General features: G+C 62.2%; 16 protein-coding genes. 7 read left to right on the top strand and 9 right to left on the bottom strand.

What is annotated here, in order from left to right; all coding sequences use genetic code 11:
* Positions 1–3 precede the first annotated feature (3 nt).
* The 4 genes from AC3Z8Y_RS05770 to AC3Z8Y_RS05755 all read left to right on the top strand — a co-directional run bounded on the left by AC3Z8Y_RS05770 (position 4) and on the right by AC3Z8Y_RS05755 (position 5763).
* Positions 4–1437, top strand: a complete 1434-nt coding sequence (locus tag AC3Z8Y_RS05770; RefSeq protein WP_490088822.1) for an amidohydrolase family protein — start codon at positions 4–6, stop codon at positions 1435–1437.
* Complete coding sequence (locus AC3Z8Y_RS05765) at positions 1434–2387, top strand: PDR/VanB family oxidoreductase (RefSeq protein WP_490088821.1); 954 nt, start codon at positions 1434–1436, stop codon at positions 2385–2387. Before AC3Z8Y_RS05770 ends, AC3Z8Y_RS05765 begins: the two co-directional genes overlap by 4 nt.
* Before the next feature lie 153 nt (positions 2388–2540).
* On the top strand, positions 2541–3599 hold the full coding sequence (locus AC3Z8Y_RS05760; RefSeq protein ID WP_490088820.1) for a glycosyltransferase family 4 protein: 1059 nt from the start codon (positions 2541–2543) through the stop codon (positions 3597–3599).
* Positions 3600–3603: 4 nt separating this feature from the next.
* Positions 3604–5763: an amylo-alpha-1,6-glucosidase gene (locus AC3Z8Y_RS05755; protein WP_490088819.1), complete on the top strand. Its 2160-nt coding sequence runs from the start codon at positions 3604–3606 to the stop codon at positions 5761–5763.
* A 115-nt stretch (positions 5764–5878) separates the two neighbouring features.
* Here AC3Z8Y_RS05755 and AC3Z8Y_RS05750 read toward each other — a convergent pair whose 3' ends face one another.
* From AC3Z8Y_RS05750 to AC3Z8Y_RS05715, 8 genes are all read right to left on the bottom strand, one after another.
* Positions 5879–6445, bottom strand: a complete 567-nt coding sequence (locus tag AC3Z8Y_RS05750; protein ID WP_490088818.1) for a GNAT family N-acetyltransferase — start codon at positions 6443–6445, stop codon at positions 5879–5881.
* A 278-nt stretch (positions 6446–6723) separates the two neighbouring features.
* Positions 6724–7422, bottom strand: a complete 699-nt coding sequence (locus AC3Z8Y_RS05745) for a polysaccharide lyase family 7 protein (RefSeq protein ID WP_490088817.1) — start codon at positions 7420–7422, stop codon at positions 6724–6726.
* A 235-nt stretch (positions 7423–7657) separates the two neighbouring features.
* A complete protein-coding gene (locus tag AC3Z8Y_RS05740) occupies positions 7658–11740 on the bottom strand; it encodes a bifunctional nitrate reductase/sulfite reductase flavoprotein subunit alpha (RefSeq protein WP_490089945.1) in 4083 nt (1360 codons plus the stop codon).
* 248 nt (positions 11741–11988) lie between these two features.
* On the bottom strand, positions 11989–12600 hold the full coding sequence (locus AC3Z8Y_RS05735) for a DUF3237 domain-containing protein (RefSeq protein ID WP_490088816.1): 612 nt from the start codon (positions 12598–12600) through the stop codon (positions 11989–11991).
* Positions 12601–12630: 30 nt separating this feature from the next.
* On the bottom strand, positions 12631–14490 hold the full coding sequence (locus tag AC3Z8Y_RS05730) for a CocE/NonD family hydrolase (protein WP_490088815.1): 1860 nt from the start codon (positions 14488–14490) through the stop codon (positions 12631–12633).
* A gap of 25 nt (positions 14491–14515) precedes the next feature.
* Complete coding sequence (locus tag AC3Z8Y_RS05725) at positions 14516–15310, bottom strand: TorF family putative porin (protein WP_490088814.1); 795 nt, start codon at positions 15308–15310, stop codon at positions 14516–14518.
* Between the two features lie 191 nt (positions 15311–15501).
* Positions 15502–16605, bottom strand: coding sequence for a polyamine ABC transporter substrate-binding protein (locus tag AC3Z8Y_RS05720; protein WP_490088813.1), 1104 nt, complete (start codon positions 16603–16605; stop codon positions 15502–15504).
* 42 nt (positions 16606–16647) lie between these two features.
* Positions 16648–17886: a serine hydrolase domain-containing protein gene (locus tag AC3Z8Y_RS05715; RefSeq protein WP_490088812.1), complete on the bottom strand. Its 1239-nt coding sequence runs from the start codon at positions 17884–17886 to the stop codon at positions 16648–16650.
* Positions 17887–18011: 125 nt separating this feature from the next.
* Here AC3Z8Y_RS05715 and AC3Z8Y_RS05710 point away from each other — a divergent pair, with 125 nt between their 5' ends.
* Complete coding sequence (locus AC3Z8Y_RS05710) at positions 18012–18614, top strand: TetR/AcrR family transcriptional regulator (protein WP_490088811.1); 603 nt, start codon at positions 18012–18014, stop codon at positions 18612–18614.
* A 171-nt stretch (positions 18615–18785) separates the two neighbouring features.
* On the top strand, positions 18786–18959 hold the full coding sequence (arfA, locus tag AC3Z8Y_RS05705) for an alternative ribosome rescue factor ArfA (protein WP_490088810.1): 174 nt from the start codon (positions 18786–18788) through the stop codon (positions 18957–18959).
* Positions 18960–18985: 26 nt separating this feature from the next.
* Here the strand turns inward: arfA and AC3Z8Y_RS05700 are convergent, their stop codons facing one another.
* Positions 18986–19537 (bottom strand): ATP-dependent Clp protease proteolytic subunit, encoded by a 552-nt coding sequence (locus tag AC3Z8Y_RS05700; protein ID WP_181115053.1) that lies wholly within the window; start codon positions 19535–19537, stop codon positions 18986–18988.
* A gap of 335 nt (positions 19538–19872) precedes the next feature.
* Between AC3Z8Y_RS05700 and AC3Z8Y_RS05695 the strand changes: the two genes are divergently transcribed.
* On the top strand, positions 19873–20478 hold the full coding sequence (locus tag AC3Z8Y_RS05695) for a DcrB/PsbP domain-containing protein (RefSeq protein WP_490088809.1): 606 nt from the start codon (positions 19873–19875) through the stop codon (positions 20476–20478).
* Positions 20479–20514 lie beyond the last annotated feature (36 nt).

The raw sequence follows: 20514 nt of genomic DNA, 5'->3' as shown, positions 1-20514 counted from the left end.
CAAATGACTCAAAACAACAGTTGGCTGGTGCGCAATGCCAGCGCGATCCTGACCGGCCTGAAGGGCTCTGCGGCGCGGCACGCAGGCCCGGATATCCGGATTACCGCCGGCACCATCAGCGCAATTGGCGCCCTTTCCCCGATGCCCGGCGAGCGCGTGCTGGATGCCAGCGGCTGCGTGGTCTACCCGGCCTGGGTAAATACTCACCATCACCTGTTCCAGTCGCTGCTCAAAGGCATACCTGAAGGCATCGACCACAGCCTCGGGGCCTGGTTGGCCGCAGTGCCTTACCGGTACCGAGGGTTGTTCGACGAAGGCAGCTTTCGCCTCGCCGCCCGAATCGGCCTGGTAGAGCTGGCGCGCTCCGGGTGCGTCACGGTTGCCGACCATCACTACCTGTACCTGCCCGGCATGGGCTTCGACAGCGCGGCAGTGCTGTTCGAAGAGGCCGAGCGGCTGGGTTTGCGCTTTGTGCTGTGCCGTGGGGGTGCTACCCAAGCGCGGCAGGCTGAAGGTGCGGTGACCGGGGCGGGAGCGGAAACCCTCGACCAGTATCTGCAGGACGTCGAGCGGCTGGTACAGCGCTACCATGACCCGGCGGCCGACAGCTGGCGGCGGATCGTGATGGCACCGACCAGCCCACCGTATTCGATGCCACCGGAGCACCTGCGCGAAGCAGCCCGCGCGGCTCGCAGGCTTGGCATAAGGCTGCATAGCCACCTCAGCGAAACCGTGGAATACACCAATGAAACCCAGCGCCGCTGGGGCATGTCGCCGGTGGCCTTCTGCGCCGAGCACGAGTGGCTGGGCGACGATGTGTGGTTTGCCCACCTGGTGAAGCTGGCACCCGAAGAAATTCGACTGTTAGGGCAGACCCGTACCGGCATCGCCCATTGCCCACAAAGTAACGGCCGGCTCGGCAGCGGCATCGCCGACGTGGTGGCGCTCGAAGCCGCAGGCATGCAGGTGTCGATCGGGGTCGATGGCGCGGCCTCGAACGAGGCATGCGACATGATCAGTGAAACCCACGCCGCCTGGCTGCTGCAGCGGGCGAAGGCAGGCGAACGCGCCCTGCCAGCCTCGGCCGGAGGCCGACAGGAAGGCGGCGCGCACGCGGCAACCGTCGAGGACGTGGTGCGTTGGGGTACGGCGGGCGGCGCGAGCGTGCTCGGGCTGGGGAAAGTGGGCAGCCTGGCGGTTGGCATGGCGGCGGACCTTGCCATCTATCGCCTGGACGAACCGCGCTATTTCGGCCTTCACGACCTGGCCATCGGCCCCGTGGTCGGTGGCGGCAGGCCTACGCTGCGAGCGTTGCTGGCAGGCGGCCAACTAACGGTTGATAACGACCGGATCCCTGGCCTGGATCTTGCCGAACTGGGCGAACAGGCGCGCCAGGCCGTTCACCGGTTGCAACGCGCGGCGGGGGTACGCTCATGACCTGGAGCACCATGCGGGTGACCGGGCTACGCCTGGAACAGCCCGACATCCTGGGCCTGGAGCTCAGCCCCGCAGACGGGCAACCCTTGGCTGCCACCTGGGAGGCCGGCGCCCACGTAGACCTGCGCCTGCCCGGCGGGCTGGTCCGCCAATATTCGCTGGCCGGCCTGCCGACCGACCGGCGAATGTTGCTCGCCGTCAAGCGCGAAGCGCAGTCGCGTGGCGGCTCACAATGGCTGCACGAACAGCTGCGGATCGACACCCTGCTGGACGTGGGCCCACCCCGCAACCTGTTCAAACTCACCGGCGGAAACGGCCCCGTGGTGCTGATAGCCGCAGGCATTGGCCTTACGCCCTTGCTGGCCATGTACCGCCAATGCCTGGCGGAGGATCGCCCAGTAAGGCTACTGGGTTTTTCTCGCGCGCCCCGGGCCCCTCGTTTGCTGGAACAGCTGACAGGCGACGTGCAGTGGCATGGCGGGCTGGATGCGGCTCGGATCGCCGCCTTGCTACCGCGCCAGCTGGGGCGCTGGCAAGCCGGGAGCACGCTGTATACGTGCGGCCCGGCCGGGTTCATGGAGCGGGTGCAAACCACGGCTGTCGAACTGGGCTGGCCCACGACAGCGCTGCACCGCGAGCATTTCCAGCCGGCTGCCGAACCCGGCCCCTCTGCTGCTTTGGAGGATAACTGTGAGCTGGTGCTCGCCCGCAGCGGCACTCGGGTGTCGGTCCAGCCAGGGGAAAGCCTGGCGAACGCCGCTGCCCGGGCTGGAACACTGCTGCCGTTGTCCTGCGGTATGGGCATCTGCGGGGCCTGTGTAACACGGGTGATCGAAGGCGAAGCGGACCACAGGGATGACTGCCTGACGCCCGCGCAGCGGGCCAGTGGTCAATGGATAGCCCCGTGCGTCTCCGGGTGCCGTGGTGAGCGCCTGGTGCTGGATGCCTAGAGGGATCGGCCTGACACATCCCACCACCCGGGCGGGTTGAACTATTGACGGTACGCTTACTCTCCTGTTGGCAGTGTCCCTAAAATCCAGCCTGCTCCCCGCCGGTCGCCTTTGCCTTTTCTGACTCTGTTTACTCATCAACGGAGACAGACGATGAAAATTGCGCAAATAGCCCCTCTTTACGAGGCAGTACCGCCACGCCTCTATGGCGGCACTGAACGGGTGGTCGCTCATTTGACCGATGCACTCGTAGACCTCGGCCATCAGGTCACACTATTTGCCGCCGGCAGCGAAGGGACGAAAGCAACACGGGTAGTGGGGCGAGCCAACCCGCTCAGGCTCGACCCGGAACCGTTCAAATCCGACCTGGCCAGCCACCTCAGCATGCTGCACGACGTCAAGCGCCGGGCCGATGAATTCGACATCGTGCATTTCCATATCGACCTGCTGCACTTTCCATTTTTCGAAACCATGGCCGATCGCACGCTCACTACATTGCACGGCCGCCTCGATATGAACGACCTGAGCGGGGCGTACCAGCGCTGGAGTGACTTTCCGTTGGTGTCTATTTCCGACCATCAGCGCATTGCCCTGCCGCGGGCCAACTGGCACGAAACCATTTCCCATGGCCTCGCCCTTGACGCTTATACGCCCCACTACCAGGCCGGCGGCTACCTGGCGTTTCTGGGGCGTATTTCACCGGAAAAACGCCCGGACCGTGCCATCGCCATTGCCATTGCCGCCGGCATGCCGCTCAAGCTCGCGGCCAAGGTGGATAACGCCGACAAGGACTATTTCGATGCTGTCATCAAGCCGATGCTGGATCACCCGCTGATCGAGTTTCTTGGCGAGATCGACGATGCCCAGAAAGGCGAATTCCTCGGCAATGCCCAGGCGTTGCTGTTCCCTATCGACTGGCCAGAGCCCTTCGGCCTGGTGATGATCGAGGCCATGGCGTGCGGCACGCCCGTGATCGCCTGGCGTTGCGGGTCGGTACCGGAAATCATCGACGAAGGCGTAACGGGTTTTATCGTCGACAGCGAGCACCAGGCCGTTCGTGCCATAAGCCATGCCTTGGAACTGGACCGCCGCCAGGTTCGCCGCACGTTCGAAGCGCGGTTCTCGGCGCAGGTAATGGCCAGGCAGTACGTTGCCGCTTACGAAAAAATCCTGGCCTCGCACCCGGTGATCCCTCTCAAGCGGACGGCCTGAGCCCATGCCCACGCGCCTGACCTATGGCGAGGACGCGCAGCACCCACCTGAGCCGGGCACCGCCGTGCCCGAGGGTTTGTTCGTGCTGCTCAGTGACGACACCTTGCATGTGGCAGATGCCTATGGCGACGTCTACGGCGGTGAAGACGGCCTGTTCCGGGACGACACCCGAATACTGTCCCGCTACCGCCTCACCCTGGCCGGGCAGCGCCCTTCCCTCCTATCGGCGAAGGTCAGCCAGGACAATGTTTATTTCATTTCGCACCTGACCAACCATGCGCTCCCGGCGCTGGGAGAGGATAAGTTGCCCCAGGGCGTGTTGCACATTGAACGCAAACGGTTGATCTGGGACGGGCGCCTGTTCGAATGCATCAGCCTGGTCAACTACAGCGACCGCTCTTCGGTGGTACCCCTGGGGCTGGAGTTCTCGGCCGATTTCAGGGACATGTTCGAAGTTCGGGGTGCGCGCCGGGCTAGCCGAGGTACCCAGGCAAGGCCTGTCGTCGGCGCTCAGCGCGTGGAGTTCGGCTATGTAGGGCTGGACCGCAAGAAGCGAAACATGGCCATCAGCTTTTCGGCGCCGCCTGCTCACCTCGGTGAGCGCAGCGCCCTGTTCGCAATCAAGGTGCAGGCGCGTGCCCGGGAGGCGTTGTACATTGAAATCGGCGCAAGCCCCGAGCCCCCTTCCCGGCTGCGGTTTCGCGCCGCCGCGGCGCGGGCCCGTAGTGCGATGAAGGCCAAGCAGCGCCGTGGCGCAACCTTCAAGGTGTCCGGCAGGCTGTTTCAGGGCTGGCTGGACAAATCCCGCGCCGACTTGGCGCTGCTGACGTCCGACCTTCCCACCGGCCCCTATCCCTACGCCGGCACCCCGTGGTTTTCGACGCCGTTCGGGCGCGATGCGGTCATCACGGCGTATCAGCTGTTGTGGATCAATCCAGCGATGGCCAAAGGTGTGCTGGGCTATCTTGGCCTGCATCAGGCCCGGGAAGTGTCCACGTTTCGGGATGCCGAGCCAGGCAAGATCATGCACGAGACCCGCAAGGGCGAAATGTCTTCACTCAACGAATTGCCCTTTGGGCGCTACTACGGCGGGGTCGATACCACGCCACTGTTCGTGATGCTCGCGGGGGCCTACGCACGGCGCACCCTGGACCATGCCTTTATCGAAACACTGTGGCCAGCACTCGAACTGGCGGCGCAGTGGATTGAAAACAACGCCGCAAACAACAAGGATGGCTTTGTCAGCTATGCCCGAGGTGAGGCCAGTGGGCTCGCCAACCAGGGCTGGAAAGACAGCCACGATTCGGTATCCCTCGCCAACGGCGGTTCACCTGAAGGGCCGATTGCGCTGGTTGAGGTCCAAGGCTACGCCTACGGTGCGTACCTGAGCATGGCGCAGCTATCTGAAGCACGCGGGCAACCCGAGCGTGCGCAGCACTGGGCCGCCCGCGCCGAAGCCATGCGTGAAGCCGTGGAGCGCTGCTTCTGGATGGAAGAGAAGCAGTTCTATGCCTTGGCCCTCGATGGCCGGGGCAAGCAGTGCCAGGTGTGCGGCTCCAACCCCGGGCACCTGTTGTTCACCGGGCTACCGCGCCCGGAACGGGGGCGGCTGGTGGCCCGCAAACTGCTCAGCCAGCCCCTTCACAGTGGCTGGGGTGTGCGCACGCTCGGGATGGAAGAAGCACGGTACAACCCGATGTCGTACCACAACGGCTCGGTCTGGCCACACGACGTGGCCCTCTGCGCCGCAGGCATCGCCAGATATGGCGGGCAGGCCGGGGCGGAACAGCTGTTGTCCGGGATCTTCGAGGCGGCAGTGCACTTCGACATGCGCCTGCCTGAGCTGTTTTGTGGCTTTGCCCGAACCGCCCCATGCGAAGCACCCACGCCGTATCCGGTGGCCTGCCTGCCACAGGCATGGGCAGCAGGGTCGGCGTTCATGTTGCTGCAAGCGTGCCTGGGCATTCAGATCGATGCCCGCCAGGCCCGGGTAATCGTCACCGACCCGCAACTGCCGGCCGGCATCGACTGGCTCAAGATGCGCCACCTTCAGTTCGGGGACTACAGCGTGGACATTACCTTCCAACGGGTCGGGGATCGGGTAAGTGCCTATATCGAACACCAGAGCGGGCCGACACGAGTGTTGATGGATATCCGGATTTGATGGCCATGGAACTAGCAACTTCGGGTGAAGTACAAGCCCTGCCGAAACTTCCACGACAGCGCATCAATCGAATAACCATACAAATAAATAGACCCGGGCAATTACTTAAAAACCCCTACTGCAGAACATACTCGTGAAATACCCTGGGGCCATGTTGCTCGTCGTTTCGGCTGGTGAATCCCATACTGTCGGCAAGAAATTGCATTTCCTGGTTCCCGGAAGCGTCCATGGAGGAAATTTTCCGAAAGCCCTGGCGCGTGGCAGTGTCCATCAAATGTTGCATCAAGGCAGTCGCAACACCTCGGCGCTGCCAGGCCTCGGACACCGCTATCGCAAACTCGCAGTGTGCATCGCCTTCAAAGGCCCCGTAGCGGGCTGTTCCGATCTGTGCCAGCTTGTTCCCCTCGTAGGCAAGCGCGATGTAGGCCCTGCGATTAGGCGAGCCCACATCCATAAGCTGATTGTGTGTTCCGTGGAGGTCGCTGAACGAAGCGAGGAACCGAAAATGCGGAGTATCCTTGCCAAGGGCCTCGAAAAAAAGAAGGTCCCGTTCCCGATCCGACGAAGCAAGCTCACGGATAAGTATCGGAGAGTCGTCCTTCAAGGACTCCAGCCAATAATCCCCTTCCAGGCCGTTAGTCTCGTCATCGAATCGCTTTATAATACCGGCATTATAACTCATGCAAATTCCTCCTGAATTTAGTTCAACTTCCATTGCAGCATAGGCTTACACAAACTTTAAATACGGTTTATTTATCGAAGCAGGGGCATTTCAGACAGCCGGTAGCTGCTGTACATGCATGAATGCCGGAATACCTTATTAAAATAAATATGATGGAATAAATTTCGAGACTTGGTGAAATAACACGCCCTTGAATTTAATGACGATCCACCACGCCAAACCCCGCTGCTACAGAAGCTATTACGCTGCTCTGCGGCAGCGGGGCCGACGTAACCGCGCTACTGCGCCGCCACCGGTGCAGCCGTGGCCTTGGCATTATGCTCGGCCACCAGTTTGTAGAAGGTCACCTGCCCGCCTTCGGTCGCATAGCCGGTGTTGTCCTGGGTGTATACACCGGCCTTGAAGTACAGGTCCTTGGTTTTCCAGCCGGGGTCGAGCTTGTAGCTCCATTGCGCGCCAGCGGCGTTCACCAGCAACTGGCCGCCCGGCGTGAGGTGAATGGTGTAGGTGATACGCGTGGCCAAGGGCACGTTGGAGGCGATGTTGATTACCGTGGGTTCATCCTGATCGGGTGTGGGCCGTAGCTTGGCCACAATGTTGCCTTGGCGCGCGGCGTCCTTGTACTGGTATTCCACCTTCAGCAGCGGCTCGTTGCTGCCGTACTGGTGGATCTGCCCGATCACTACTTTGCCACTGGAAGGCACCTGGTTCACGCTCAGGCTGGCGCGTAGCAAGTTATCAGCGTCGGGGTATTTCCAGTTATGCACCCGGCCGTCCGGGAAGGTCTCTCGCAATTCCGAACGCGGAAACTTCGCGCTTTTCGTCACGGAACCGGTTACTGGCGCCCAGAAGAACAACGTACCGGAGTCGCTATGGAAGTAGCTGTCCCGGTAGCCAGCGGCCAGTGCTGGCGTATCGACTGTCATCGCCGGGCTTCCAACCGGCACACTCAGGTTCCAAACAGTTAGGTCGATCATGGAAATTCACCTTCAAAGCAGGTATCCATCGAAAGAAGCCGAGGCGCATCTGCGGGCGGAAATGCCCGTCCCAGGTGCGTTACTGTTTAGAGAATGAGCAAAAGATGAATGACTGCACGGGCGCATGCCCCGCCTGTCCGGTGCCTGCCAAGTGCTTGATTTATTGGATCCTCAAAATATGCCGTTAGTCGGCTCATGGTTTCGGCTGTGGGAACTGCCTTTTCCCCCGGTGCTTTTAATACACGTCCCGCAGATATCGCTTCTGTTGTGCCAACGTTCGGATATAAGCCTGGGCCGTTTCGCTGGTGTGGCCACCATGGCTTCGAGCGATGTCGCAGAGGGCTGTTTCCACATCCTGCGCCATGCGGCTGGCGTCACCACACACATAAAGTGAAGCGCCCTCCTCCAGCCACCGCCATAACTGCGCGCCCTGCTCACGCATGCGCTCCTGCACGTACACCTTGGCGGCCTGATCACGCGAAAACGCCAGGCTGAGAGAGGTCAGCAAGCCATCGCTGTGCATCCCTTCCAGTTCCTCGCGGTAGTAGTAATCCGACGCGGCATGCTGCTCGCCGAAGAACAACCAGTTGCGCCCGGTGTGGCCCAGCGCGCGCCGTTCATGCAAGAACCCACGAAACGGCGCAATGCCGGTGCCGGGGCCGATCATGATCATCGGCGTGTCGCCTTGTTGGGGTACGCGGAAGTGGCGGGACGCTTGAACGAAAGCTTGCACATCACGGCCCACGGCGCGGTCGGCGAGATAGGTCGAGGCCACCCCCTTGCGCTGGCCGTAACGCACGGTACCTACCGTAAGGTGCACCTCGCCGATGTGCGCGAGAGGGCTTGAGGCGATGGAATACAACCGGGGCTGCAGGCGTTTCAAGCTTGCCAGCAGCTCGGAGGCCGCATGGCTGGCGGGAAACTCCCGAAGCACGTCGGCCAGCTGCCGGCCCCATAGCCAGTCCTTGAGCGCGGAACGGTTCGGCCCAAGCAGTTCGCCCAGCGCCGTATGGCCGCCGCGCTGCGCCACAAGCGCCAACGCTTCAGGGGTTGGCCTGGCAATTTCATAGTGGTCCATGAGGGCCGTGCGCAAGGGCATTTCGCCTGCCCCGGAAACAGCAACGGGCTGCGCGCCATCGAGCCCGCTGTGATCGAGGACTTCTTCGACCAACTCGGGGCAGTTGCGTGGCCATACGCCAAGGGCGTCGCCGGCTTCATAGCGCAGGCCGGAGTCGCCCAGCGAGAAAATCAGTTGCCGGGTGTCTTTGCTGGAACCTTCCTTATTGAGCTTGACGCTCTGAGTCAGGCGCAACACGGCGGGGCATGCCTTGCTAATGGCTGGCGGGGCCACCACTGGGGATGTATCTGGCTTTTCGCCACGGCCTTGCCCCAGCCCGTCCAGTAACGCGTCGAGCCACTGGTGCGCAGTGTCATCGGCGTCGGCCTCGCAATCGAGCCGCGCGGCCAGGCGCTGCGCACCCAACTCTGCAAGGCGCTGGTCCAGGTTCTTGCCGTGCTGGCAGAACCGGTCATAACTGGTATCGCCCAACGCCAGCACGGCATAGCGCACCTTGGCCAGGTTCGGCGCACCTGTGTTCAGGGTCTCCCAGAACACCTGTCCGTTATCAGGTGGGTCGCCGTCACCGAAGGTGCTGCTGAGCAACAACAGGTTGCCTGCCTTTTCCAGTTGGTGTGCCGGGTAGCTGTCCATGGGCGCCAGTTCCACGCTGCAACCCGCCGCAGTCAGGCGCTGTGCGAAGCGTGCGGCGAGGGCTTCGGCATTACCCGTTTGCGAGGCCCATAACAGGGTGACCGGCAATGCTTCGGGGTTGGCCGCAGGCACCGCCAGGGGCTCGATTGCCAACCCGGCCGTGCGGCTGAACAGTCCGGCGAGCATCCCATCCAGCCACAGCCGCACAGGGGCGGCCAACGGGGCGCTTACGGGCAGGCTCGGTATGCCGGCGTTCGGGTTGGCCCGCAGCCCTCCAATGAAGCCGCCCATATAGGTACGCTCGGCATCGCTCAGCGGCGGAGGGGCACACTGCTGTACCCCGATCAGGTTGGCAAAGGCGTCGATAGCAGCCATGTCAGTTTCCCTGGACGAAAGCGGAAGGTGGGCTTTTGCCTCTTCATGAACCGAGGTTTCCAGAAACTGGTGGTCAAGCAGGTCCACACGGCTGAGGCTGACGGCACAGAACTTGAATTCGGGCTGTTGGGAAATCGGGTCGATCGCATCGTTGGTGACCGCATTGATCGCCAGGTTCTCGCCATAGAGGTCATTCCAGTGAAACGGCGCGAAACAGGCACCAGGGCGCACGCGGTCACTCACCAGCACCGGCAACACGGCGCGGCCACGGCGCGAGCGCACTTCAAGGTGATCCTTGCCCTTCACCCGAAGGCGATCAGCGTCTTCGGGGTGCACTTCTATGAACGGCCCCGGGTTGAGCTTGTTGAGGGTCGCGATCTTCCCGGTCTTGGTCAGCGTGTGCCATTGGTGCTGCACCCGGCCGGTGTTCAGTACAAACGGATACGCCACGTCAGGCAGCTCGGCCGGCGCCATATGCGGCCGGGCAAAAAACCGGGCCTTACCGTTTGCCGTAGGAAACGCCAGCCGCGGTCGACTGCCATCTTCGCGCACGGCCAGCGCCTGGCTGATGCCGTTGTTAACGTAGCGGATCGGCGAACGGCTGCCGTCGGCCTCGGATGCGCTGGGCCACTGTACGGGGCCTTGGCGCAACCGTTGATGGCTAACGCCCCGGATGTCATAACCGGTGCCCGGGTTGTGAAAGCGTTTGATTTCCTCGAACACGTCTGCCGCGCAGCTGTAGGAAAAGCCCTCGGCATAGCCCATGGCACAGGCGACTTCGGCGATGATGCGCCAGTCGGCCATCGCTTCCCCGGGCGGCTCTACGGCCTGTTGCATGAGCGTGAGGTTGCGTTCGGAGTTGATCATCACGCCCTCGGCCTCGGCCCATAGCGCGCCAGGTAGCAGTACGTCCGCGTAGCGGTTGGTTTCGGTGTCGAGGTAGGCATCCTGGGTGATCACCAGCTCCGCCGTTTGCAGCCCCTCGATCACCTTGCTGCGGTTAGCCACACTCGCGACCGGGTTGGTGCAGATGATCCAGCAGGCCTTGACGCTGCCGGTGGCCATGCTTTCGAACAATGCAACGGTGCCCGCCCCCAGCTGGGTGTGCAGCGTGCCCTCCGGGATGCCCCAGGCGCGCTCTACAAATGCACGGTCCTCGTCCACCAGCACCGAGCGCTGGCCAGGCAGGCCGGGGCCCATGTAGCCCATCTCGCGCCCGCCCATGGCATTAGGCTGGCCAGTGAGTGAAAACGGCCCGCTGCCGGGCTGGCAGATCTTGCCGGTGGCCAGGTGCAGGTTGCACAGCGCGTTGGTGTTCCAGGTGCCGTGGGTGGACTGGTTCAGGCCCATGGTCCAGCAACTCATCCAGGCCCCGGCCTCGCCGATCCACTGCGCCGCCTGCGCAATCGCTTCGGGCGCCAAGCCGGTGATCTGCGCTACCGCTTGCGGGGTGTACTGGGACAGGAATTCCGGCAGCTCGCCCCACCCTTCGGTGAATTCGGCGATAAACGCCGCGTCGGTGTGGCCGTTGCAGTGCAACAGGTACAGCAGCCCGTTGAGCAGGGCCAGGTCGGTGCCCGGGTTGATCTGCAGGAACAGGTCGGCTTTTTCCGCCGTGGCGTTGCGGCGGGGGTCCACCACGATCAGTTTCGCGCCAGCCTTCACCCGATCCATCATGCGAAGGAAAAGAATCGGGTGACAGTCGGCCATGTTCGCGCCGATCACAAAGAACAGGTCGGCCCTGTCCAGATCATCATAGGCACCGGGCGGGCCGTCGGCGCCCAGCGACAGCTTGTAGCCGCTGCTTGCGCTGGCCATGCACAGGCGCGAGTTGGATTCGATCTGGTTGGTACCGATGTAACCCTTGGCCAGCTTGTTCACCAGGTACTGAGCTTCCAGAGACATTTGCCCGGACACATAAAAGGCTATTGCGTCTGGCCCATGGGTGTCGAGGATGGCACGCAGGCGCTCGGCCGTATTTTGCACTGCCTCGGCCATGGGCGTGCGTACCGGCTCCAGCGCCCTGCCTCCACGCAGGTAGGCGTGAGCCATGCGGCCAGAGCCCTCCAACGCCTGGTGGCAGGTAGTCCCCTTGGTGCACAGGCGGCCGGTATTGGTGGGGTGCTGCTTGTCGCCCACCACTTTGCTCACCCGCCCCTCCTGCACCTGCATGACAATGCCGCAGCCAACGCCGCAGTAGGGGCACACACTTCGAATGGTTTGTTCCGTCACGGCCTTTTCTCGCCCCTTTAAAAACGAAAACGCCATGCGGCCCTTCTGAACGTTTCAGAGAGCAGCACGGCGACGTTGTCGTGTTGGGGTGATCGACGTTGACCACGGGCAGGTTGTAGCAATGGCTATGCCATGCGCAGCAACTGCCCGTGGTACGGGCCTTGAACAGGAAACGTAAGAGGCGTGTTGCTGTTCAGGTGCACCATCAGGCAGCGCGGTGCTAGCCTGCGGTGCAGAAAAGGCCCTCGTTATTGACCGTCTACGCGATAAACGCTGATCAGCACCTCATGCTCGCTCAACCCATCGATGGTGCCGGTGAAGATGTAGTCGTTCATCCAGGCATGCGTGCCGGGCTGGGTCTTGAAGGACGGCGTGGTGCGGCAATAGAAGTCGGTCTCCTTCATGTCCCGCAGCCCCAGCCCCTTGGCTTTCTTGGCCTGCCCCGACGCATTGAGGCGCCAGATGCCGGCGTTGTCGATGAGAATGATCTGGCCATCCGAGGTTTTCAGCCGGTACAAGGCGTTGATCAGCGTGACCCCATCGGCGCGGGTCACCGACATGTCGGCGCCGCCGGGTACCACGGTACCTTCGATGGGCTTGCCATCCAGGTCCTTGCCCACGAAGGTGCCACCGATGATCGGGTAGTTGATGCGATGCCCGTCCGGGCTGTTACCCATATCCTCCTGCGGGCCGAGGTTCACATCGATCTGCAATGCCAGGTCATGGCTCAGGCGGTTCGGGATCTTTTCCTTCAATTCCAAAGCCTGCGCTGGCGCGCTGAGGGCGGCCAACGAGGCGGCGGCCAGGCCAAGGCTGGCCAGGGTATTGATCAAGCGTGAAGCGGATGCGTACGTGTGCATGTGCAAATCCTGTGGTCAGGGAATTGATGGTTATTTCAATGGGTCTGGCCGGCACGGTTGCTTGAGCAGCGAGCCGCACGCTGGAAGCGCTGGTGGCACGGCTACGTCAGTCAGCTCGCCCAGCACCAGTTGCGAAGGGTGCGCGTCGTCATGCAAAACGGTGTTGCGGCTGGGGATAGAGAAGTAATCGAAGCCATACCCGCCAGTGCCCGAGGGCGTGTCGATCCACAGGCGCAGCCGCGAACCCTTGCGGAAGGGGTGGGAAAACGGCGGGATCTCTACCCGGCCGAGCGCCGGCACATTGGGCAGCATCGGCTCGATGCCATCCGGATCGTCCAGCAGCCAGGGGCGCAGTGCGGTGGAGCGTGCAGCGTCCAGCTTACGCAACGACATACGCAGCCAGCCACGCTGCACATACACCTCCTGGCCATCCGGGCGAACTTCAGTGACCGTCACCTGCACGTCGGTGTCTGGCGCGAGGAAGGTGGTCAGCCACAAGTCGGAGCTGCCCGTGCCATAGCTGAGGAAATCCCGCTCGAAGGGCGCGCTGGTGTAGGCCAGGCTGCCTTGCTTCCAGGCCGGATGCTGTGGCCCCCAGGCGTTGTCGTTAAGGTAGGTATTCACGTCCGGCCCGGGGATAGGGTAGCCATAGCTATCGCCTGCTCCGCTGCCCTTCCCGTCCCTTACCAGCACACCGTGTTCACCTAGCGCGAAGGTGGCCGGTTTCACGCGTAGCGGGTAACTGTCGCGTTCCACCGTCCAGCTCGGGGCCGCGGTTTCATTAGGCTCATGACGGCCGCCGTCGCGTTGGGCGGCTACGGTTTCCTGCCACAGTTCTACCCTGGGGCTGTGCTCGAAGCCGTTCTGTTCACCCTTTACAAAGTGATCGAGAAACGCGACCAGTTTCTGCCGGAACCGCTCGGACTCATACAGGTTATGGCCGCCGCTGGATTCCACCTGCCACAGCTGTTTCGGGGCCAGGCGCTCTTGGTAATAGCCCTCGCGTGCCAGCACCGCCTCGTCCTGCCAGGTGTGCATGGCCAGCACTGGCACCTTGATCCGATCGGCATGGTCGCGCGGGCTACGCTGCTGCGCCCAGTCGTCGCGCAGGGGGTGGCGCAACAGGTTGTACATCAGCGACGTGCTCACCACCTTCGCCTGGTTCTCGCTCACCCGCGCCAGGCAGCGGCTGTCGTTCTCGGCCTTGGCACTGGCCTTCACCGCTTCCCAGCGCATGTCCACGAACCAGTGCCAAGAGGTGGTAAATGCCTGGTTCGGTACCCCGCCCGGCGCCCAGCTGTCGCTTCGTGCATCGCCTATGACCATGCCAGGGGCAATGGCCTTGAGGTGCGCAGGCTGGGCTTCAGCCGTCATCAGCTGAGACATGCCTGCCCACGACCAGCCAAACATGCCGATGTCCCCGGACGACCAGGTTTGAGCCGCAGCAAACTCGATCGCATCGCGGCCATCGGTGCCATAGGCCGGGCCGAGGAAATCGAAGGTACCTTCCGAGCAACCCGTGCCGCGGGCCTGCACCCCCATCACCGCATAACCTCGCTCGACCAGCGCCTTGTCGGTCGCCACGGAGAAGGTCTCGTCATCATGCAGATAAGCCGGCCCGCCGATGCTGCCCGAATCGTACCCGCTGTAGCGCACCACCACCGGGAAGCGGCCCTCCCCTTTGGGTAGCAATACCGAGTAGCGCAGCGCTGTGCCGTCGGCTGCCTTCAGGTAACCGGTTACCCGCTTGCCCCAGAACGGCTGCCAGCTACGCTGTGGTCCCGCTTCCGCGCCCGGCTCCTGAGCATGCGCCGGCAGGCTGGCCACAGCGGACAGTGCGAGTGCGCAGGCGCTCAGGCGCAGCGTGTGTTTGAGTGTTCTAACGACCATGTGAAGCCTCGACTAGACAGCGCGATCAGAAGGATTTGATGACGGAAGCCACTACTGTGGCAGAACAGTCGCCTGCAGCGCCGAAGGCTGAATAGCACTCGGCCTTGGAAAGGTCGGTGTCGATGTAGGCAGCCTTCCAGGTAAGCCCCAGGAAAGGCTTGCTGATCGCCACTTGCCAGTCGCGGTATGTGCTGCGGAACGAGCCATTGCCCGATTGGTAAGCCAGGTCATCGTGGGTATCGGTGTAGCCGTAGCGGGCGTTCAACAACACCTGATAAGGCAACGGCATGGTGTATTCCAGCCACGTCACCACGCGCTCCTTGTCCCTGGGCTTTATGGTGATGCCATAGGGCGCAAGGTCGGCTGCCAGCGCTGCGCGGGCGGGTGGGTTCTGCAGGTCATTGGTGTACTTCATTCCGAGGGTGGCGCCATAGAACCCGACCGTGCCGATCCATTCGTGGAAGTTCACCCAGCTGTCTTTGGGGTAGTCGTATGCCACGTACTCCAGCGAGAACCGGGTATGTTCCGTCAAGGGCCGGGCAATACCGGCGTAGTAGTCGAATTCGCGCCGGGTATCGGTGCCGAAATCCACATTGCTGGTAAATACGCCGGCGAACAAGCCGCTGGGTTTATGTACCAGCGTTGCGGCACTCATCAGTGCCGGGTTGCCTTGAGTCAATGAAAACCCGCCCACGCGATAATCGCTGGCGGCGATCACATCGACGCTGAGCATGGTCTCGGGGGTGATATCAAAGGCGTAGCCGGGGGCTGACAGGCCGATGGACGCCATGCCCAGGGCCAGAGAAACCAACTTGTTCATGTACTTCTGCTCCGATTGTTTTCGTTTTGAATGGCAGAGGAAACGCGGACAGCGGTGTTGTTGTTATGGGTGTTTCGTTCTGGCTAGTGCCAGTTGCCGAATCGCAGGCAACGGCTAGCCTTCCGAGGCCTCGTGCGATGGGCCTCGTGTGGCATTGCAACTGGGGTGGATCGGTGGGCGGGCGGCGTCACTCACACATCAGAGCGAATCCTGTTCCACAAGCGCGTCATCAATCGCTGCACCTTTAATCCTGGCGGGTCGATCTGGAACAACTTGCTGCGGTCTTTCTCCGGCACGAAGAGGTTTTCTTCGGCGCGAAGCGCAGGGTCAATAAGTGAAGTACTCGCCGGGTTAGGGTTGGGGTACCCGATCTCGTTGCTCACCTTGGCGATCACTTCGGGCTGCAAGAGGTAATCGATGAAGGCATGGGCCTGGGCAAGGTTTTTCGCGCCCTTGGGAATTACCATGTCGTCCGACCACATCAAGGTGCCTTGGCCGGGTAAAGCCAGCCTGATGTCATTGCCGTTGTGCGCCGCCAGCGCGAGATTACGCGCCGCCAGCACGGCGCCCGACCATCCCAGCGCCACGCAGATATCACCGTTGGCAAGGTCTTGCGGGTACTTCGCCGAATTGAAGTAGCGCACATAGGGCCGGATCGACTGCAACAGCGCGGCGGCCTTGTCGTAATCGGCCGGGTTGGTGCTGTTGGGGTCCAGGCCCAGGTAGTTGAGCGCGATAGGGAAGACTTCGCTGGGGCTATCCAGGATGGCAACCCCGCATTGGCTGAGCTTGGTGATGTTTTCCGGCTTGAACAGCCAGTCATAGTTACGCATGTCCACGCCTTGGCCCAGCACCGCCTCCACCTTGGCCTGGTTGTAGCCCAACAGTGTGCTGCCCCACAGATACGGCACGGCATAGCGGTTACCCGGGTCGAGCGGCTCACGCTGGTGCATCAGCGTGGTGTCCAGTTCATGCCAATGGGGCAACTGCTGGCGTTCGAGCGGCTGGACCGCGCCTGCCTTGATCAGCGCAGGCAGCTGGCTACTGCTGGGGAACGCCACGTCGTAGCCCGAATTACCCGTGAGCAGGCGCGCCTCCAGGGTTTGCGGGCTGTCGAAGATGTCGTACACCACTTCGATGCCGGTTTGTTGCGTGAAGCCCGCCAACACATCCTTGGGCAGGTACTCGATCCAGTTGTAGATACGCAACTGGCCCCCGGTGGGTTCGGCCTGCGCCGCCAGCGCGGTACCAGTGAGCAACAGCGCGGCAAGGTGAAGCTGCAGCAAACGTTTCATGAATACCTCCCTGAATCGAGTCACGCCGGTGCGCCGGCTACGTCAAAGGGCTACAGCCAACGCTCTGATCAGGCGCAGCGTATCGATGTCCAGTACGCTTTCGGCTACGGGCAACGACGACTGCTTCACGATCACTACCTCGCGCTGGAAATCGACATACAGGTACTGCCCATGAATGCCCACGGCCAGCAATGCCTCGCCGGGGTATACGTACCACTGGCTGCGGTACGTCGCGCCGGGGCTCCAGGACGAAAACACCTCGTTGCTCGCATACACGGCGGGGTCGCCGCCTGCCAGCACCGAATCGATCACAGCCTCGGGCACCAACTGCCTGCCGTTGGCTGCGCCTCGCTTGAGCAACATCGACCCATACCGCGCCATGTCGCGCAGGGTGGCGTTGAAGCCTGCACCGGCGACATTTCGCCCCCAGGGGTCGGCCACGAAAAAGCCGTCGCGCTCACAGCCCAGCCCCTGCCACGTATCCGCCAGCTGCTGGGCGCAGCTGCGACCGCTTGCGCGCTCCATCACCCAGGCCAGGGCTTCGGTGGTGGCCGTCACGTAGTGGAAGAAACCACCGTGTTCACCCTTCTTGCGCGTGGCGGGAAGGTATTCATAGAGCGAGGCGTAGGTCGCCGTGACCTGCGCGGGTGGCAAGGTAAGCCCGCAGGCGTAGCCGAACTGCGAGCTACCGCTGGTGGGGTCGTCGTAGATTTCCTCGTAGTCGATGGCCACTGCCATATCGAGCAACTGCCGTACCGTGGCATCACCGAAGGCGCTGCCAGCCAGTTCTTCCACGTAGTGTGCGGCCAAGGCTTGCTCATCGAGTTCGCCGGCAAGCACCATCCCTTGCGCCAGCATGCCCACCAGGGATTTGGTCACCGAAAACATGATGTGCCGCTTGAGTGGCTGGTGGCCGTTGAAGTAGCGCTCCTGAACCACCGCGCCGTCTTTCATCACCAGCCAACCATCCGTGGCACTTGCTTGCAGGTGCGCATCAAGGCTGACGGGCTCACCGTGTGCGCCGAGGAATTCGAAGCGTTCCAGGCGCGGCGTGGTGGCATCCAGTGGCGCGGGAATACCCGTGCCTCGCTCCACGCTGACGGTTGGCCGCAGGCGCCCCAGGTTGTGGAACGCCCAACGGTTGTAGGGCGGGCGCATGAAGTTGCCCCAAGTGACCAGGTCCGCCGGCGCGGGGGGAAAGCCTTGCATCAAGGAAAGGTGTGGCTCGCTGCCAGCGGCGGCATAGGCGCCGCGCAAGGCCTGGTTGAGATCAGAAGTCATGAAAGCTTCTCTGGGTTGGCGTGCATACTTTTTATCGTCATAAAACTTTATAGTCAAATAAAAAGTTTGATCGAGCTATGACTTGTTTTAGAATCGCCACTCGGCCATCAGCAGAGCCAATGGGAATGAGTGGGTTACGGGAACGACAGAAGGAACAACGCCGGCAGGCCATCCTTGCCGCCGCGCTGGCACTGTTCGAGGATCAAGGCTTCGCGGCCACCACCGTGGAACAGATAGCCACCCGCACGGGGGTTTCTACTCCCACCGTGTTCAATTACTTCGGGAGCAAGCAGGAGATCCTGCTGGCCGTGGTAGAGCAGGCCAACCAGGTGGCGGTAAGCGATGCCCGGTTGAGCCTGCCCGCCTTTGATAACGCCGTGGACGCCATGTGCCATCTCGAGGCCTTGATCGTGCGACACGAACTCAAGGTCCTTCCTCCCACCATTTGGCGCGAGTTGTTGCCCCTCGGCCTGTTGGCCGCCCGCCCCGAAACCGTATTGCCACTGAACGCGAGGCTGGTGGAAGAAATAGGCCGGCTGCTGCGTGATCTGCAGGCCCGCCAGCTGCTCAACGCTCGGCTGGATGCAAACTACCTGGCGTGGTTTCTCAATGACTACAGCACCCTGCTGTTCATGCGCCTGGTTCAGGAAGACACCCCTGACCTCACCGCCCATGCCCAGCGCGTAAGGCAGATGACGCAGATGCTGTTTGACGGGCTCGCTCCCTGAGCCCGGCGGCCGGCGCGGCTTTGGCGTAGCTATCGGCCCTCTGTGCAGTGATTGCGAGCATCGGCCGCAATGATGGCCGATGCTTTCGGTATCTTGCTAAAATCACACCCGGTTGTAGGCACTTACACAGCGCTTACCACCGCGTACCAGCAACCGCCAGGAGAATGCCCAATGGCAAGCCGCAAGAAACGCCCCAACAAGGCCAAGAGCATTGTTGCCCAACCACTGTTTCGGTCCAGGCAAGAACGCCCAGGCAAAGGAAAAGGCAGTTATAAAAGAAACGGCTCCCCTCAGTGGGAGCCGTCTTCGTTTCCGGGGTTGGTAAATATCACTGAAGCCGCCTGAAGGCCTGGCTTACAGGCCGGTGCCAGTCAGCCGTGCACGCTATAGCACACAGCATCCGCTGGCATGGGCAATTCGTCGACTGCGTGAACCACGCCGGCACCCAAGGCTTCCTCGGCATTGAGAATGCGGGGAGCGGCGATCAGACAACTCGAAACATCAAGCGGGACGCTGGCGCCGTAGGTGCGCTCGTCAACGATGCGCGAATAAAGCTCAAGGTCATAATCCAGGCTCATGGCGTACTCGGACATCCGCGCATGGTCCACCGAGCCGTGCAGGTTCCAGTGGAACGGGTGGAACAGGAACTTGCTGTGCTTGCAGGCCGTGCGCCGCTCGCCTGCGAGGAAAATGATATTGCCCATGGACTCCACCGTGCCCAGGTTATGGGTGTGCACAGGGATGGGTAACGCGATGAGAAAGTTGTACAGCGAAAAGCCATAGCTGCACTCGCCGCCCATGGTTGCGATCTTGATCACGATGTCGGAAGCGCCTTTCTGCACTGCCAGCGAACACTTTTCGATCAGCTCGCCTGTGGAGGTGGAATTGATCGATGAAGTGAAATGCACAATGTGTGTGGTCATGGGTGACTGCTCTCCATGCGGCAAAGTAAAGCGAACTGATCACGCCCGTACGTCTTGGGCGACAGCCCTTGGCCTGCCGCCTAGGCTGGGCCTCGGCCGCGGGTTGAGTGGTGTGAGGTGACGGCACATACCCCTCAAGGGACCGGCGGCGGCTATAAATGTGGAACCAGCCAGCGCCCAGCCAGTTCAAGAGCGCCGGTGCCGAAGGACGAACGGCCCAAAATAACAGCGCGCTGATTATTGGAGCGCGATGGGGTTTTGGTGGCTTGAAATAGTCCGCCGCGGGTGGCGAAGTTATAGGAGAATTGCCCGCCTGAAATCCTACGGAGGCTGTAATGTCCCTACCCCGCTCCCTCGCCTTGTCCCTCGGCCTGATTGCGCTATGTGCCCTCAATGCCCCTGCCTGGTCGGCACAGCACGCCTCGAAAGCCGCCACCGCGCCGCCTGCTGCCAGCGCTGCAACCTCCATCTCCCTGCTGGCGGGCAAACTGCGTTTCAGCCTGCCTTCGGGCTATGAAAGCGCCGCGTTGCCTCCGGGGGAAGCCAGCAATGGGACGGCTGGCGCTGAGGGCACGCTCTATATGAACGAAGCGCAGAAACGGATCGTGGTGGTAACCGAAATGCCGCTTCAGAACGCCCTTGATGCCAGTAAAGCGGAGAACGATGCCTTTCTGGCCAGCGCCAGCCAAGGCTTTATCAGCCGTCAAGCCCAGGGCCTGCCCGACTTCCATCAAACCGGCGACAAGCGTGTGAGCCTGAACGGCCTCGCCGCCCAGCAAATCGACGCCACGGCCACGATTGGCGGCGGTAAAACCCTCACCACCTACTTCATGGCGGGTGCTGGGCCACGCATGGCGATCGTGCAGGTCATTTCACGAGAAGCGGACCGCGCTGGGCATGACGCGGTACTGCAACGCATCACCTCAGGCGCTGCTCGCTGACCCGGGCGCCCTGGTACCAAAAACGTTACCAAGGCG

It is taken from the genome of Pseudomonas sp. 3MAES_34.3B, assembly GCF_058145875.1.
The sequence above is the reverse complement of the archived record's forward strand: the minus strand, read 5'-3'. Positions and strand labels throughout refer to the sequence as shown.